Consider the following 17,640-nt stretch of genomic DNA (forward strand, 5'->3'; position numbering starts at 1 on the left):
GTAAGTCTGAAAATAGACCATAAGATGTTGATATCGCCAATTTTTATCTACCCAATGGAGGAATCAAGATACATCCAATAAATACTAAATAATTAAATATTCCGATCACCTGACGAACTTTAACAGCACATTCCTTTGTTTGCATTGTACAAGCAAGGGATTTTTTTTATAAATTTTGAAATGATACCAATTCCATAGAATGATCAGCAATTTATATATCTAAAGGGGGACTGGATTAAACCACTTTAAATATTATATATTAAATAGCCCGATTACCCTACCGGACTTTAGCTCCAAATCCTCTTTTGTCATTACCCGACAAGAGGGGTTTTATTCACTTTTGAATATTGATTATGTAGATGATCACCAAAAACAAGTATGTTGGTATAAGCCAAAGCGAACAAACTCCAGAAAGAAAAGATTAGGTTTTCTAGCGTCATTTTATTAACCGGAAATTAGTCATTTTTAGGATTTATATTTAGAATTTATATATTGAAAAAAATTGTCTACCTATTAGAAAGATTCCGCCCATAATGATGAATATTAATGTTATTTTTCCTCCGGGAACTAGGGTTTGATGGTTAATATGGAAAAATTCTGGATTTTCACTTTGTTTCCAACTCATTAATGCTGGCATAATTCCTGCTAAAATAGAAATACTAAACGTACCTGTGTATTCTAAAGCCTGGAAAAATATGGTGGGATTAAATGTTCCTAAACTTAAAGGTGGAAGCAATATCAAGGAATAAAGAGGTAAACGAGAAATTTCGCTTTTAGTGATTAAAGAAATATCTTTAAAAAAATCCGTTAAACCGTAGGTAATACCAATAAATGATGTGACAATGGCAAATTCCGAAAAAATTGATAGTAACATCGCAAACCATTCTCCAGAAGCACCATTGCGGAGGATTTTTAATGGGTCAAATATCCTCTCATTTCCTGGACTAAGTTGTACAATATCTGGAGTCACGCAGCCTAAAATAACCGCATTCCAAGCCAAAAACATCAGGAGTGGAATCACAGAACCAATAATAATAGATTGACGAATTTTGGGAATATCTCCTTCTAATTGAGTCACAACCAGCGGGATAACAGAATGGTAGAACATGGCCACATATATAACAGCAATAGAACCACCAATAGCAGTCCAATTTTGGACTAAGAATTGAGAGCTTTGGATTTGGCTTCCTCCTAATAATAATAAACCCACAAAGGCCATGAGTAAAATAATGGTAAGTATCTCATTTAATTTTTCAATAAAGTTATTTTTTCCCCAATAAATCATACTACCAAATATTAGAGAAAAACTCACTGTTCCTGCCCAATGAGGTAAAATATTTTCTAACTTCCAAACTTGATTAACTGTGGTTGTTAAAACTTCTCCACCTTTAGTCATATATGCCACTAACAAAGCATAGTGATTAAATAAATATGCGACTCCAGCAATTCTCGCTCCGACTTTACCAAGAATCTTTTCTACTATTGCTAATAAGCCTAAATGGGGAATACCCTCAACTTGCATGATATTTAAAGTCACTTCCGCAATTATTAAACCAGATATTAAAGTATAAAACCATACAATAATAATGGCAATTGTAGATGGTATAATCCCAGATGGTAAGGTTACTGCTGGTAGTCCAATAATTCCAGCCCCAACAGTAGTACCTACAATCAAAGCTGTATTTCCTAAAACACTGCCTGGTTGATGTTGAAATTTATTACCATCAAATTCCAGGTGAGAAAATAATCTTGTTACTGCTTGTTGATCTTGTTTTTCTTGTCCAATCATAAACTCAAAACTAATTGTTGCTCTTCTCAATATAGTTATACTAGATACCCGACTTCTAAGATCAGTCGAGAATATAATAAGTGATTAAACGAACTTCTTGATAAACTCACACATTAAATCTACTCTACCTTTACGTAACATGGCTGGATCTAATCTTTCCGTGGTATTACAAGTCATTAATACTACTAATTTTTGCTGCATTTGCATACCAGATTCATCAATTATACTCTGGTATAATGTCCCATCTAATAAGGCTAAAATATGCTCAGTTTTGTTATTATATTGTGCCACTTCTGAAGCCCGATCTTGAGCTAGATTATCAGCTTCGTTGATGATAATACAAATGCGTTCTAAATATGTTGGCGGGACAAAGTTGGTAATAGCATCATGATCTAAAATGAAAATTACATATCCTAAAGGGACAAGAATTTCTTTAGCCATACTCTGGGTCCATGCGGTTTTTCCTGTACCTGGTGCGCCATGAACTACAACTGCTAATTGGTTTTGATGCAAAATTGTTTGTTGAACTAAGTCGCTAAAATTTTGGATGTCTTGGGGAAATGTCCGCAAGGGATATTGACTATGAACTTTCCCGACGCGACTTTGATATCCACTCAGCATTACTGCTAAATCATAGGTGGCTTTATTAATTAAAGGTTTCATATTTTGGGACATTAAAGTATAATTCCTTCTGCCCCTTTCATAGGCTTCAATTTGTAACCAAATATCATGTTTTGACCAATAAGCATAAACTGTATTTACCACATCTAATCTTTCCCAGTTCACAAATTTTTCTACTGGAAAATAAAAGTCTCTTTCGGAGTAATACTGAGTGATAATATCAGGACGTTCTAATAATTTTAAGACTCGGAGAACGGTAATTTCTTGCAGAAGATTCAGCACATAATCAATAGGAATACTATTGCGGCTCACAAATTGTACAAGCGGTGTTTCTGTACTCAAAATCTCTTTATGGCGCTGTTCTGGAGTGAGCATATCTGGTGTGATATAATTCCAAAATTTCTGAAATTCACCACGAGTATAATCTGAGGCTAAATTTAAAATATTTGCCCACCAAGCATATTCTTTTCTGGCCAAAGCATCAGCATAATAACTGACTAAATTAATACCTTTCTGGGTTAATTCCTGAGTATCATGGAATAAAATTTTCCCGAAATATTCCCAATCAAAATCTCTGTGAAATGGCCGCCAACCACTGGATAACAAGTTCTGACAGTTTTTATTGGTGTTATTACTTTCGTTAGTTCTGAAGTAGTCAAAATCCATAATTTAAATTATTCTCTGCTGAGACAATGATGCACAATTTTTTGTTACAGCCACTATTGGTAATAATTGGTAATATATTATATTCCCAAAATTGCAGTTGTGTCAACTATTCTACTCATAATTTAGCTGTTTGAGCAATATTAGATGATAGAAACTAGATTTACGTCTGCTATTTTTTCTATAACATGATCTTCAAAGTTTAAAAATAGACTTCTTAATCAGAAAAGTAATTATGGTAGTATTTGACAATTTCTGGCAATTATTTAATCATATCCAATGTCAGCTTGATCGTTATTAGGCTGGTTTTGGTGGGTATTTCTCACCCTACCTATGGTTGAAAAATTAAACAGTAATTCCATGGTTAGTAAAAATAAAAACAATAAACCCTATTTCTCGAAAGAGTAGGATTATAAATTTGTTGATTTTTGTAAATAAATTTATTGACAGTTTTGCATATAATCAAAATATATCTGCTAAAAGGATTAAAACTGGATTTTTATTTCCTGTTCCAATTACTGAAGATAAACAACCAATGAGAATTTGCGGGTTCGTCTGTTCTACTCATAAAAACGACTACTCCCTATTAACTACTCTGGAGAAGAGATGTATTTAGCACATTCATTTATGAGTGATGAAAAACGACAAAAACATCGACAGCCTTTGGTTTTAGCAGTAGAAGATAATGATGATAGTCTACTGCTAATGAGTTATACCCTAGAATTATTAGGTTGTCGATCTATTTGTCAAAAAGAAGGTTCAAGAACACTGTTTATGGCTAAGAAGTATCAGCCTGATTTAATTTTATTGGATATTTTCTTACCGGGTATGAGTGGGTTAGATGTTATTCAATGTCTCAAGGGAGAATTATTAACTTGTCATATTCCTGTAGTTGCTGTAACGGTTTTGACTGGAACTGAAGATAAAAAAAGTATTCTCAAAGCTGGTTTTGATGATCACATTAGTAAACCCTATATGATTGAGGAATTAGAAACAACTATTCGGCGGTTACTAGGTAGAAAATTTCAGCTATGTTCGGTTTCAAGAATATAGCAAGGGAATAGGGAATAGGTAATAGGGAATAGGGAATCAGGTTCAAAGTCCTTGCATTTGTTAATTAATAGTAATCAAGTGATTTTGGGTAATCTGACTGTGAATGTGCTACCTTTACCAAGTTGTGAAGAAAGTTCTATTTTACCTCCATGGGCTTCGACAATACATTGTGAAAGATGCAGTCCTAAACCACTACCTGATCTTTTATTCCTTCCCTGGCGAAATCGCTCAAAAATTGTTCCTTGATCTTCGGCTGCAATACCATAACCTGTATCTTGAACTTCGATGATTATTTGACTGGGATGATTGGTTGGGGATAAGGTTTGAAAAATGCGGACTTCTATGCTACCTGTATCGGTAAATTTGATAGCATTAGCAATGAGATTATTGAATACTCGTCTTAATTCTAAGCGATCGCCGTTAACAATCCCTCCATTATTTCCTGTTTGGTTTAATTCATGGGTATCTAATTTTAAAATTAAGTTTTTCTCAACTGCTAAGGGACTGAGTTCACCCACTACTTCAGTAGCTATTTGTGTTAAGTCGCATGATTCATAGTTTAAGCTTTTTTTCCCAGCTTCAAAACGGTAAACTTCTAAGAGAGTATTCACCATTTCTAGGAGATTTTGATTGCTACGAATCATCATATTAATCGCTTGTTTCATTTCTGGAGAAATCGTACAAAAGACTTCTTGCAAAAAGAAATGCAGCATTCTATCAGCAGCTACTAAAGGAGTCCGTAAATCATGGGTAAGACGAGAAACAAAATCTTCTCGCTGTAGTGTCATTTTTCGCTGTTCGTCGATACTGTGTTTTAATCTTAGCAGCGATCGCACCCTTGCTAATAATTCTTCTGTGTCAAAGGGTTTGCGAATAAAATCGTCAGCACCCGCATCTAAACCTTCCACAACGCTAGATTCGTCAAAAGCTGTTAATAGCAAAATTGGAATATAGTTTATTTCTGGATTCTTACGGATTCTTCGCGTCACTTCATAGCCATTTATGCCTGGCATCATCACATCTAAAATAATTAGATCTGGTGGCAATTCTACCACGTTTTTTAAAGCTGCTTCACCATTAGCAACTGAATCAATATGATATCCCTCATCTTCTAAAATTGCTTCCACTAAAATCAGATTATCTTTAGTATCATCAACGGACAAAATTCGATCTTTTTTGAGAATAGTCATAATTAATCAACCTTTTAATCATCTACAATTTCAAATTTGGAGAATTTATTGATGCTTTCCTATGGGAATATATGGAATGAAAATGATGCTGATGAGTACGAGAAACTACATTACCTAAATCGGCTATCAAATTTATTTTCCGTGGTAATTCTATTTTAAACATTGAACCGACTCCTAATTTACTTTCGATATATATTTTTCCTCCCATCATGCGTACTAATGAATCAACAATAGCTAAACCCAATCCTGCACCAGAATATTTACGGCTAATCCCTTGATCAACTTGATGAAATGCTGCAAAAATATTTTGAAAATCTTGAGTAGCAATACCAATTCCTGTATCTTCTACAGCAATTGTAACTCTATTTTGATGTATTTCTTTGATTTCTACGAAAATATTTCCAGATTCTGTAAACTTAATGGCATTAGAAAGCAAATTCATTAAAATTTGCCGTAATCTTACTGCATCATTAAATACTAATTTATTGTTTAAATCTCCTTTGACTAGCAAAGATAAATTCTTGGCTTCAGCTAAAGAACGGATTTCTTTCACTGTATTACTAACAACTTCTGATAAATCGAATATTTCTGGCTTGAGTTTTAATTTACCGGCTTCTATGTGGGAAAAGTCGAGGATTTCATCGAGCAACATTAGTAATTTTTTACCATTATTGAGGATTCGTTCTACCATGTCCATTTGCTGATTGGTTAAATTACCAAATTTGGGACGTAATAGAATCTGGGAAAATCCAATAATCGCATTCATTGGCGTTCGCAATTCATGGGATACCGTTGCTAAAAATAATGATTTTAACCTTGATATTTCCAAAAGTGCGAGTTTTTGTTGCTGAATCTGTTGCTGTTGTACTGCTAATTCTTTACTCTTGATAATTAGCTCTTCACGACTTTCTTTAAGTTGTTGATTTGCTAACTCTAACTGCATTTGGGATCGGTGAATACGAATTGCACTTCGTAAAATTTGGGCTATGGTTTGTGAAGATAATGTAGACTTGATCAAATACTCACTAGCACCTGCTTTGATACACTCTCCAGCTATTGCTTCATTTCCTGAATTGATCAAAATCACTAAAGGCACTTTGATGGCTGAAGAATTTATTTTGTGAATTAATGTTAAGCAATCTTGATTTCGTAAATGATAGTCGAGAAATATGCAATCATAGTGATTATTGATCAGAGCCGAGAGCGCGTGATGGCTATCTTTGACTTCATCAAGTTCTATACTAATACCTGTTTCCCTCAGAGCTAGATTTAATAGCACACGCTCTACTTCATTCTCTTCTACAACTAAAATTTTTAGTGTTTCTTCCATCGGTTTTTATTTTCACTGTAGTAAAATCAAATACTTTATCTAGTTGAAAACATTGTAAATTAGCAATTAGTTAACTGTCTTCACCCATTAGTGAGAACTGTATGGAAACATTATGTACTGAAAATATAAGTAATATTACTTATTAAAGTAATATGTCTCAATTGTCCCAATAAAAATCACTCCCTTAACTTGTATAGGTTTTGATAGCACTTAGGTTAAAAGTCTTTACAAATCTGAGTTTTATTTATCCTTGACGGAAACCGCTAAGGCTAAGGCCAGGAAAAGCTATAACGCGCATTACCGTATACACTGTATTACCCCCTACCGATCAAATGCTAGATCTAGTCAATCGCAAATTTAGGAATCATGCTTAAACTGTAATTTTTCGGATTTGTCTCAATAATTTCATTTGTTTTAGCAGAAATATCTATATATCTTTAGCTAGATTTTTACGACGATTAAATTGCAAATATTGGCAATTTATTACTTCTCTAGATAGATGTTAACTGAAAACAGGATCATCTACCCCGATCACAGGTAACTGTTAAGTTAAATCAAGATCAAATTTTGATCTGAGAAATAGTTTTAATTAGTGTTTCTGTGCAATAGTAGTTACTTACTATCTCCCGTCTCCTGGTAATACAGGGAAGCAATCCGATTATCATGGGTGTAACAATGAATGAAATTAGTATTCTATTAATTGAAGATCATGATTTAACCCGTATGGGACTCAGAACTGAATTGCACTCACATAGCGGCTTTAAAGTGATTGGTGAGGCGGCTAATGCGACTGTTGGATTAAAACTTTTAGAAACGATGAAACCAGATGTGGCCGTGATAGATATTGGTTTACCTGATATGGACGGAATTAAACTGACACGCAAATTTAGACGTTATCAGGATGAAACAGGACAATCACAGACAAAAATCTTGATCTTGACTATGGATAATACAGAAGATGCTGTCTTAGCGGCCTTCGCAGCGGGAGCAGATTCTTATCATCACAAGGAAACAATTATTAATAAATTTACGGAAGCGGTACAAGTCACTTTCCGTGGTAACTCTTGGATTGACCCGGCGATCGCTGATGTGGTATTAAGAAAAATGCGGCCTCGTCCTGGTGATGATCAATCCTTGGTTCAGTCAAAAACTCTCAAAATCGAGTATCCTCTCAGCCAACGGGAACTGGAAATTTTAGAATTGATTGTGGCTGGTTGCAGTCATGGAAAAATTGCAGAAACACTATATATTACCGTAGGAACGGTAAAAACTCATGTTCGTAATATTTTAAACAAACTCTGTGCATACAGTGGCTAGTATCATAAACTAGACGGAGGAAAAGAATCCACTATATATCTTTAGCTAGATTTTTACATCTAAATTAAGTTATATTAACTACAAAAATCGGTCATTTATTATTTCTACTGGTAGATGTTTATTGGTAACAGAATCATCTATCCTAAGTCTGGGTGACTGAGATAAGTTAAATGAAATTTTGATCTGAGAAATAGTTTTGATTAGTGTTTCTGTGCAAAAATAGTTACTTAGTAAAAAGGTTCAAAATCTCAGGAAACAAGCTTTTTACCTTCCACCTCCTGTCTCCTGGTGCTACAGGGAAGCAATCCGATTATCATGGGTGTAACAATGAATGAAATTAGTATTCTATTAATTGAAGATCATGATTTAACCCGTATGGGACTCAGAACTGAATTGCAGTCACATAGCGGCTTTAAAGTGATTGGTGAGGCGGCTAATGCGACTGTTGGATTAAAACTTTTAGAAACGATGAAACCAGATGTGGCGGTGATAGATATTGGTTTACCTGATATGGACGGAATTGAACTGACACGCAAATTTAGACGTTATCAGGCTGAAACAGGACAATCACAGACAAAAGTTCTGATCTTGACCATGGATAATACAGAAGATGCTGTCTTGGCCGCTTTCGCAGCAGGAGCAGATTCTTATTATATGAAGGAAACAAGTATTAATAAATTTACGGAAGCGGTACAAGTCACTTTCCGTGGTAACTCTTGGATTGACCCGGCGATCGCTAATGTGGTATTGAGAAAAGTACGTCAGGGTAGCTCTGCTGACAATCAATCATCCGATAAGCCGAAAACTGTAAAAATCGAGGCTTTAGAAACAGAATATGAACAAGTTTTAGAAACCTACCCCCTCACCCAACGGGAACTGGAAATTTTAGAATTGATTGTGGGTGGTTGCAGTAATGGACAAATTGCAGAAAAACTATATATTACCGTAGGAACGGTAAAAACTCATGTTCGCAATATTTTAAACAAACTCTGTGCTGATGATCGTACCCAAGCAGCAGTTCGGGCTTTGCGTTCTGGCTTAGTAGCTTAATCACTCAGTAGTCAGTAGTCAATTACCCATTATCAATCTTTCCTGTAAACATTCTGCAATTCTTTGTGCAGCACCCGCAAGTCCCATACGCTGTAACCCGTTTTTAGCAATGTCATGCAAAAGATCAGGATTTTTCAGTAGAGACTGAATGGCTGGTAACACCTGTGATGGTTGATTGACTAAGGTTAGGGATATTCCTAACAGCCGACTTTGGGCTTCTGCAAAAGCGGCGTTATATTGGGGACCACCACCAGGAATAGCAATCGCCGGTTTTCCTAAACCAATGAATTGTTCCGTTGCAGTCCCCGCCATAGCTATGGCCAAATCACCCAAATGTAAACACTCATTATAGGCTGCTTGTGTCAAAATCAAATAAGCATTTTTTTGTTTAAAAGTCAAGCTGTCCGGGTCAGGAATTTGTAAAGGAGATTGATCACAAAGTCGCCAACCTTGAATATGTAAACTTTGAGATAAAATACCACAATCTAAACCAGGAGCGATCGCCCCCAAAAAAATCATTGTCCCAGCGCCACAGAATAAAGAATCTGGTTGTTGTAAACTAGCAACCAAGGCAGATACAGAAACCATGATCATTTCCCAATTATTATAAGCCTCCGGGGCGCGAGAACCGGGCAATAGAGTGACAATCAAAGGACGAATTTGTTCTTTGTGTTCAGCATTACCACGATCAAACCCCCGGCTGCTAAAATTGGTCTCTAACCCATCCATCATCGGATTTCCTGCATCTACAGCCGGAATTGACCACTTTTTTAAGATCTTCGTCGTCAGAGAATCTCTAGGAAACACAGCCTGACAACGGCTGCGACTCATTAACCACCTTTCCCAAGGATGGTAAATTGAACCAGAAAAATTTTCCCACTTTGCGGATTTTGATTTTCTTGGTAATAAACCCGCTTCATCGCGCACATAATATTCTGATTTAGCCGTCCCCACAAAAGCGTAATTAGCACCACTTATAGCTGCGAATAACAGGGGGACAATATCCCCCACAGCTAGAATAGCATTTTGATTCCCTAAGCTTGTTTGTAGCCTCACCCAACGGCGTACAGATTTGATTTGATTCCAGGTTAACTGGATCAAACCACCGCTGACATCACGCATTAGCTCTTTGCTATCCATATAAACAAAACCACCAGAAGGCATATTCTGTACCTTACCAATTATGGGAACGTTTATTTTTTGATAAGCGCGTCCTTCACCCACTATTGGTAAAACAAAAATATCCGGTGGGGAAGATAATGTTTGTAAAGCCTGGATAATCCGTACAGCAATGATATCTTCTCCATGACCATTGCTTAAAACTAATAATTGTAAACGAGAATTGGCCATTGACTTGAAAAACACCCTCTAATATTAATTTAGAATATTAATTAACCCTTAACACCACTAGCAGTATCCGTAGGGACAATGTATTTTTGCAAGAACAGAAATAATACTAACACTGGAGTAATTGAAATTACTGAACCAGCGGCCACCAAACGCCAATCTAAAGAAAAAGTCCCCGCTAACTTAGCAACTCCCAGAGGTAAAGTGTATAAACTTTCATCCTGAATCACAATTAAAGGCCATAAAAAGTCACTCCAAGCGCCAATAAAGACAAAAATAGCCAGAGTAATTAGCGCTGGACGGATAGCGGGTAGCATTACATACCACCATAATCCTAACTCAGAAGTACCATCTAAACGAGCAGCTTCTTCAATTTCCTTTGGTACAGTTATCAGGGCTTGACGTAGTAAAAATATACCAAAGGCAGAGGCTAAACTAGGAAAAATTACCCCTAGATAACTATTTCTCAAACCTAATTGCACTGTCAGAATATATAAAGGAATCATGACGATTTGGAAGGGAATCATAATTGTGGCCACAATAGCAATGAAAATTCCGTTTCTGCCCACAAATGATAGTCTAGCTAAGGGATAAGCTGCTAAGGAACAAAACAACAAATTTAAACCGACTGTTAATACTGATACTAGGATACTATTATATAAATAAGTAACAAAAGGTAGAGATTGCCAGACTTGAGAGAAGTTTTCTAAGGTAGGTTGACTAGGTAATAATTCTGGTGGTGATTGCCAAATATTTTCCGTTGGTGACTTCAGTGATGTGCTAATTAGCCATAACATGGGAAAGAGCATGACTAAAGCGATCGCTCCTAGTATGGCATAAATAACTAAAGTTTGCAGTCGGGAGTCTTTTAAATTCATCATTTTACTGAGATGTATTAAGTATCAATTTTGTTTATTATAATTGATGAACTAAAAAATAGACTTAATTCCATAATTAATAATTATACACAAGAATTTGATCTAAAGTTACAAAAAATAAAAAACAAGATTCCCGACTGGTTAAAAGATCCGGTACTTCTTTAATAATTCCAGGATCTAAGATATGATGAAATCGAAATTTTCAAAAAAAGTAATATTTTCATGAAAATAATTCTGAAAATAGCAGCATTTGTTACTATAATTATTTTTGTCAGTGTTGCCTTAGTCTTTGCTCACAAAATTTCCCAAAGTCAGTTAACATCAAATCCTGAAATTGTCAAAGAATGCGTAACTAGAGATAATAGAAGTTGTGACCAGCAAAAAATAGCTGTAAACTTCCCATTTATTCCTGATCAAAACTTCGATAATCAACAGCGTTTTTTAACAACAATTGCCAATAAAATTCCCACAGTTCCTGAGATTGATACATTTGAATATACCTTACTACGTTCCTATGGAACAGTGTTTATTAATCAAGAATCAGGAATTAAATTACCAGAAAAAGTCATTTTAGATAATGAACTAGAAACCCAATCTTTTCAGGATAAAATCAGTATAGAACTAGTAAATGGTACAGAAGAATGTTATTTACAAAAACCAGCAGCAGCAGCTTTAAATAAAGCCAAAGATTTAGAAAATATTCCTCTAAAATCTGGTTATGCTGGGGATTGTTTGCGTAATTTTGCCACTAATTTAAGATTTTGGAATAAATACGCAAATAGAGAAACATTAAACCAAGTAAAAGCTGGAAAAGAGACAAAAATTCTTGGTTTAGTTGCACCTCCGGGGACATCACAACATTTGTGGGGATTAGCAATTGATTTACAAATATTAACACCGTCTCAAAAACAGACCTTAAATGAAAATGGCTGGTTTCAAACAGTAGTTAATGATCTTCCCCATTGGACATATTTAGGTTGGAGAGAGGAGGACTTACCCAAATTTGGATTACAACAAAAAATCATCCAAGGAATTAAATATTGGATTACACCAATTTAACAGTATTGCTGATAGCCATATTGAAGTATGAAATTTAAAAACCAAGGATTCCAAATTATTGCTCTCTGAGTGAGATAATCAGCAACAAATTTTTATTTTCCCCATTCTTTGTTATAAAATAGACATATATCGGATATTTGGAGCTTTAACAATGAGTTTATTTGATGATTTAAGTCGCTTTTTAGAAAGTCGTCTAGAAGAATTTTTGCGGAATAACCCTCATTTAGAATTAGAAGCACTTTTAGAACAACTACGGGAACAGGAAGAAGACACATTAAAGTTAATTTCTGAGTTACAATTGCAAGAGAAGCGATCGCAAGATGAAATTCTTTCCACAGCCCAAGAAATTCAAAAATGGCATATCCGTATTCAAAAAGCCCAAGCTGCGGGTAGACAAGATTTAATCACTCCAGCCCAACAGCGAGAAGCAGCACTATTGCAGGAAGGAAACCAAATGTGGGGACATATGCAAGGCTTAAAAGAACGCATTACCCAATCACAAGAACTACTTGGGAAAATTCAAAAACGTCGCCAAGAGGTACAAACTAAAGCAGCAGAAATGCAAACAGCCAGAACCAAAGCACAAACCCAGCAAAAATTAGAAAATTATGGTTGGAATACTGCTAGTAATTCTCAAAGTAATTTTGATGAATTAGAAGATAAATTTCGTCGTTGGGAAACCCAAGATGAATTAGAACAACTCAAACGCAAAATGGGAAAATAATTGGTCAAGAGTCGTTAGTAGGGGCGCAAAGTCTGCGCCCAGGATCAAAGCATTCAGAACACTTATCACCGTTTACGAATTACCCCTTGCCAAAGAATTTTCTGCTGTGTAGAACGTCCAGCTAAAGAACGAATTGCAACAACTTCAATATTAACATTCACACCTGGATTTAAGGCTAGGCTGGGAATGTTTAACTTACCCAAAGCTAGATTAAAATTGTTATAGCTACGGCTGACAAGTTCTGGAGGAATTTCCCCTGCATATACAGTTTCAGGATTAATATAATCGTCAACATGATCATAGAATTGATATTTGATGCGAAATTGAGTATTGATCACATTAGATTGTCCAGCTAAATCAACTATTCTTAAAATGAGATTTTGTTTTGAATTAGCAAGTTCAGCCACCGCTAATCTAGTGACATCTTTTTGAAGAATAGCACGATTGACATTGTACTCCGTCAAACTTCCTGTAGTTTTAGTATTACCATCAATCCAGATATCTTGCCAGATATCTTGAGGAAAAGAAATATCTATTTCTTTGCTATCATTTAGTGTTAGTCTTACCGATGGATTAGCAAAGTTGGTAATCGGCTGTTTCTCTCGCCAAACTAATTTAAAACTTCCCTCTAATCGCTGTTCAAACTCCCGATATTCATCAGCAAGTATAGAACCAGTCCCCAGTAAAGATTTTGCACCTTGACGAATTTGCCATTTATTTTTAGAAAGGCTAAATTGTTGAGTTACTAATTGAGAAATTGCTATTTCCGCAGTTGGTTTATCATCTACTAAAGCTGCTTTACTATTAACTATACTTAAAATTCCCAATCGCCCTGGTTTGCCATCACGTCCATTTACACCAGAGCTACCATAACCCCCATCATAACAATTATAAACTTTTTGAGTACATTGACGATTAGGAGTACCAGCATTTCCTACACAGACTTCTCTCACCCAACTTCGTTGACTACAAGAACAACCCAACGTACCCTGTCCACCCCGGCCACCCCGGCCACCTTTACCACCAACAGCCCTAAGGGCAATTTTTTTTAAATCCGCCAAATTGCTATAATAGACCGTGAGATCACCACCATGACCACCATTGCCACCATTACCACCATGACCACCATTACCACCACTGGGTGCATAAACATCATTATTTCCTCCTTGTGATCCATATTGTCCACAGCTAGGTTGAGAACCGAAACCACCATTTTCTCCATCTTGGCCATCTTTACCAGATAAGTCAAGATTTAAGGGTGAACCATCAGTATATATTGTTTGACTTGTACTGCTTGAACCATCTTCACCATTTCGACCACTTTGACCATTTCGACCAACATTGACAATATTAAGTAATATATCAAACAATCCAGCTATTTTTGATTCTTTAACATTCCTTGGACAGACAACCACAGCAGAAACTGGCAATATGTTAGTAAATAAACAAAACGTCAGCAGAAATGGTAACTGATATCTGAAATTGTTGTGCATAATCATAATAATTTCTTACCTTTGCGTCTTTGTTCCTTAGCGTCTAGCCTGCGGGATATCTAAAAGAGATTGCGCGAAACAAAATTAATAAGATAATCAAAAATTAAAAATGTGGCTCTGTTGAAAACAAAACCACATATAAAGAAAATTAAGCTCAAATTAACGAGCTTGACCGTGGGCAGAAGCCGCATCAATAGGCTTCATCAGATATAATTGTAATAACTGCCAACCATGGGACACATAAATTGGAAGTTTTTGGAAGAATTGCAGGAATTTAGGAGTATTAGAGTTAGAAATTGCTGCCAATTTTTCATTATTCTGGACGCAAACATCTAAACGTTCATAAAATGCTGGGTTATCAACATCCAACATCACAGGGAAGACTCTACCGGCGGTTTCATTGGTCTTCTTAATTACATGAATATCATACTCTCGCGCATCTAAGCCCAAAGAAGCATAAAAATCCTTGCGTTGGATATCATTGAGATACATAGTTGCAAATACCGACAAAAGGAAAAAGCGACTCCATAGTTTTGCTCTCCAGTCATTCAACATTTGCGGCTGCGCTCTCATGATCGCATCAAAGAAATCCCCGTGACGGTTTTCATCTTGACACCAGTTTTCAAAGAAACGGAAAATTGGATAGATCCGATCTTCAGGATGGGATTCTAAATGACGATAAATGGTGATATAACGCCAATAACCGATCTTTTCAGAAAGATAGGTAGCATAGAAGATGAATTTGGGCTTAAAGAACGTATAACTGCGGCTCTTAGTCAAAAACCCTAAATCTAGAGAAAGATTAAAGTCCGACATAGCTTTGTTCAAAAACCCAGCGTGACGAGCTTCATCCCGTGACATCAAGTTAAAGCACTCAGCCAAAAGGGGGCTTTTATCCTTTAAGCGACGGCCGAGTTCCTTATATAACAGGAATCCAGAAAACTCCGCTGTACAAGAACGTTCCAGAAATTCAATGAACAGTTGACGAGTTTCACCGTCAATGTGATCCCATGATTGTTCAAACTGAGCATCTCTAACAAAGTGATGACGATTGTAGTCAACGCGAAATTCTGCCAAAATAGCTTGTAATTCGTCTTCATTGACAGAAATATCCATCCGCGCCATTTCATCAAAATCAGTCGTGTAAAACCTTGGTGTTAAAAGGGTTTCCTTCGCAGGGGATTTAACTCCGGGACGGATTTCGTCAAAGCCGGGTTTTTTGAGAGAGTCTACCATGTTTTGATTTGCTCTTTTATCTTTCTTTTCTTGATTGCACCAGATGATCTTTATGCTCTCACAATGCTCTCACAAGGTGCAAGGTACAACAATTATGATTTTGTATGAAATTCAGTGTAGCAATATCTAGCCCAAAAATGGGTGGATAAATGATTAAGAGTTGCAAAAATCCATAAAAAACGGTTTATATGATATTTGGGTTGCAAACGAGTTGTGGAGGAATTAACGAACCACAGAGGCGCAGAGGACACAGAGGGAAGAGTTAGAGAGAGAGGGCTATGCGTTTAAAAATGGTTTATATGATGTTTGGGTTGCAAACGAGTTGTGGGGGAATTAACGAACCGCAGAGGCGCAGAGGACACAGAGGGAAGAGTTAGAGAGAGAGGGCTATGCGTTTGATACCGTCTTTGAGGAGGGTAACGTTAAAGTTGATGAAGAGTCCTAAAGTGCGCTTGGTTATTTTGAGGTAGGAGAGAAGTTGAGCTTCGTGAATTGGGGCTAGAGTTTGCACAGCTTTTAATTCTACAACTAAACAGTCTGCAACTAAAAAATCTAATCTACCTCTACCTACATCATGTCCTTTATATGTCAAGCTTATTGACTTTTCAACCTCATGATGTATACCCCGAATCATAAATTCAACAACCAGTGCCTCCTTATACACTTCCTCCAAAAACCCAGGACCCAAAACCCGGTGTACCTCAATAGCAGCCCCAATAACCTCTCCCGTAAGCGCATTCATATCCTCTCCCAAACCTCTTACCTCTGTGTCCTCTGTGCCTCTGTGGTTCGTTTTTATCATATAATCCTTGCTTGTTTTCAGGATACTGGTATTCTCGTAACACATTTCATATTTTTTTACAAAAGTCAATAGTTTAATCCATAGATTTTTCCTGCGAAGTCATGATTGTGGCACGATTTAATTTTATTGTGGCACGATTTAATTTTATGGATTTATTTCAATCCCTTATTCATGCTTGCTTTCAGGCGTTGGTGATTTTTACATGGTTTTTATAAAAACAACGAAATTACGTGGTTTTTTATTGATTTCTGTCCCTGGCACGATTTAATTTAATATTGCCTTCAATTAATTATTTTGCTATTTTTTAGTTGTTGATATTAAAAGGAATTTAGAACGAATATTATTTGATGCTTATTTATTCCTCCAAAATACCAAACTCCCGCTAACCATTTTGCAAAAATATTAATGGAGAAAAACTAATGTCTGTAAAACCCAAACGACTGGTTAATCCTTACGAAGAAAGAATGCTAGAGTTTCTGCAAACCTGCATAGATGAAAATTATAAAATTCATACACAGGTAAGCTTATGCTCATTTTGTGAATTAGGTAGCAGCCTTGATATTAAACTCAGAAACTTCTTCTTTAGTTCCAGTGTAGACGCTCTGATCACAAACAAAGACTATAAACCTTGTTTAGTTGTGGAATTTCAATCTACATATCATGATTCTCATGACGCGAGAGAGCGTGATTATAAAAAATTACATTTACTAACCTTAGCAGGAGTTCCCCTAATTTATTCAAGAATTAAAGACTTTGGTTTATTATATCTTTACTCGCAAAATGAAGAAGTAATATTTAATTTATTCACAGGCGAAAAAAGAGAAAATGCCAAAGCCTTAATTAAAAACTATTGCGAACCATCTAATTTTGCTAATGTCCTAGCTATAGCATAGCCCGCCTGGGGTTTCAACCCTAGCTGGTTTGTGTAACCAACTTATGATTTATCATCACCCTCCCCCAAAGATCACGAAAATGCTACAATCTACATCATGCTAGGGGTGCTTGGGAAACTAAGCTGAGATCAAACCCTTAACACCTGAGTCTGGATAATACCAGCGGAGGGAAGCTGTTTATTGAGGAATTTGGAT

The 17,640-nt window shown here is 36.1% G+C and carries 15 protein-coding genes and 1 riboswitch; of the genes, 6 read left to right on the forward strand and 9 right to left on the reverse strand.

Features of this window, described 5'->3' with window-relative positions; genetic code table 11:
• Positions 1-478: 478 nt before the first annotated feature.
• Positions 479-1,789 (reverse strand): amino acid permease, encoded by a 1,311-nt coding sequence (locus FFO06_RS14800; RefSeq protein ID WP_137908718.1) that lies wholly within the window; start codon positions 1,787-1,789, stop codon positions 479-481.
• Between the two features lie 84 nt (positions 1,790-1,873).
• On the reverse strand, positions 1,874-3,076 hold the full coding sequence (locus FFO06_RS14805; protein WP_137908719.1) for an AAA family ATPase: 1,203 nt from the start codon (positions 3,074-3,076) through the stop codon (positions 1,874-1,876).
• A 603-nt stretch (positions 3,077-3,679) separates the two neighbouring features.
• On the opposite strand from FFO06_RS14805, the gene FFO06_RS14810 reads away from it, so the two are divergent.
• Complete coding sequence (locus FFO06_RS14810; RefSeq protein WP_137908720.1) at positions 3,680-4,126, forward strand: response regulator; 447 nt, start codon at positions 3,680-3,682, stop codon at positions 4,124-4,126.
• Between the two features lie 74 nt (positions 4,127-4,200).
• Here FFO06_RS14810 and FFO06_RS14815 read toward each other — a convergent pair whose 3' ends face one another.
• Positions 4,201-5,316, reverse strand: a complete 1,116-nt coding sequence (locus FFO06_RS14815) for a sensor histidine kinase (protein ID WP_137908721.1) — start codon at positions 5,314-5,316, stop codon at positions 4,201-4,203.
• 22 nt (positions 5,317-5,338) lie between these two features.
• Positions 5,339-6,646 carry an ATP-binding response regulator gene (locus FFO06_RS14820; RefSeq protein ID WP_137908722.1) on the reverse strand — a complete coding sequence of 436 codons (1,308 nt, stop codon included), beginning with the start codon at positions 6,644-6,646 and terminating at the stop codon, positions 5,339-5,341.
• Positions 6,647-7,321: 675 nt separating this feature from the next.
• Between FFO06_RS14820 and FFO06_RS14825 the strand changes: the two genes are divergently transcribed.
• Both FFO06_RS14825 and FFO06_RS14830 read left to right on the forward strand, forming a co-directional pair.
• On the forward strand, positions 7,322-7,963 hold the full coding sequence (locus FFO06_RS14825; protein ID WP_137908723.1) for a response regulator: 642 nt from the start codon (positions 7,322-7,324) through the stop codon (positions 7,961-7,963).
• A gap of 327 nt (positions 7,964-8,290) precedes the next feature.
• Entirely contained in the window at positions 8,291-9,013 is a 723-nt protein-coding gene (locus FFO06_RS14830; RefSeq protein WP_137908724.1) for a response regulator transcription factor, read from the forward strand.
• Positions 9,014-9,031: 18 nt separating this feature from the next.
• On the opposite strand, the gene FFO06_RS14835 is transcribed toward FFO06_RS14830, so the two are convergent.
• Both FFO06_RS14835 and FFO06_RS14840 read right to left on the reverse strand, forming a co-directional pair.
• Positions 9,032-10,363: a lipid-A-disaccharide synthase-related protein gene (locus FFO06_RS14835; RefSeq protein WP_137908725.1), complete on the reverse strand. Its 1,332-nt coding sequence runs from the start codon at positions 10,361-10,363 to the stop codon at positions 9,032-9,034.
• Positions 10,364-10,404: 41 nt separating this feature from the next.
• Entirely contained in the window at positions 10,405-11,238 is an 834-nt protein-coding gene (locus tag FFO06_RS14840) for a carbohydrate ABC transporter permease (protein WP_370539408.1), read from the reverse strand.
• Between the two features lie 222 nt (positions 11,239-11,460).
• Between FFO06_RS14840 and FFO06_RS14845 the strand changes: the two genes are divergently transcribed.
• Positions 11,461-12,297, forward strand: coding sequence for a D-alanyl-D-alanine carboxypeptidase family protein (locus FFO06_RS14845; RefSeq protein WP_137908727.1), 837 nt, complete (start codon positions 11,461-11,463; stop codon positions 12,295-12,297).
• Positions 12,298-12,448: 151 nt separating this feature from the next.
• On the forward strand, positions 12,449-13,021 hold the full coding sequence (locus FFO06_RS14850; RefSeq protein ID WP_137908728.1) for a TIGR04376 family protein: 573 nt from the start codon (positions 12,449-12,451) through the stop codon (positions 13,019-13,021).
• 65 nt (positions 13,022-13,086) lie between these two features.
• Here the strand turns inward: FFO06_RS14850 and FFO06_RS14855 are convergent, their stop codons facing one another.
• From FFO06_RS14855 to FFO06_RS14865, 3 genes are all read right to left on the reverse strand, one after another.
• Positions 13,087-14,514: a collagen-like protein gene (locus FFO06_RS14855; RefSeq protein ID WP_137908729.1), complete on the reverse strand. Its 1,428-nt coding sequence runs from the start codon at positions 14,512-14,514 to the stop codon at positions 13,087-13,089.
• 159 nt (positions 14,515-14,673) lie between these two features.
• A complete protein-coding gene (acsF, locus tag FFO06_RS14860) occupies positions 14,674-15,750 on the reverse strand; it encodes a magnesium-protoporphyrin IX monomethyl ester (oxidative) cyclase (protein WP_137908730.1) in 1,077 nt (358 codons plus the stop codon).
• A gap of 373 nt (positions 15,751-16,123) precedes the next feature.
• Complete coding sequence (locus tag FFO06_RS14865) at positions 16,124-16,549, reverse strand: GxxExxY protein (protein WP_137908745.1); 426 nt, start codon at positions 16,547-16,549, stop codon at positions 16,124-16,126.
• A 422-nt stretch (positions 16,550-16,971) separates the two neighbouring features.
• On the opposite strand from FFO06_RS14865, the gene FFO06_RS14870 reads away from it, so the two are divergent.
• Positions 16,972-17,445, forward strand: coding sequence for a DUF2726 domain-containing protein (locus FFO06_RS14870; protein ID WP_137908731.1), 474 nt, complete (start codon positions 16,972-16,974; stop codon positions 17,443-17,445).
• 91 nt (positions 17,446-17,536) lie between these two features.
• Positions 17,537-17,633, forward strand: a riboswitch (TPP riboswitch).
• Positions 17,634-17,640 lie beyond the last annotated feature (7 nt).

Source organism: Dolichospermum planctonicum (assembly GCF_005402965.1).
Taxonomy (GTDB): domain Bacteria; phylum Cyanobacteriota; class Cyanobacteriia; order Cyanobacteriales; family Nostocaceae; genus Dolichospermum; species Dolichospermum planctonicum.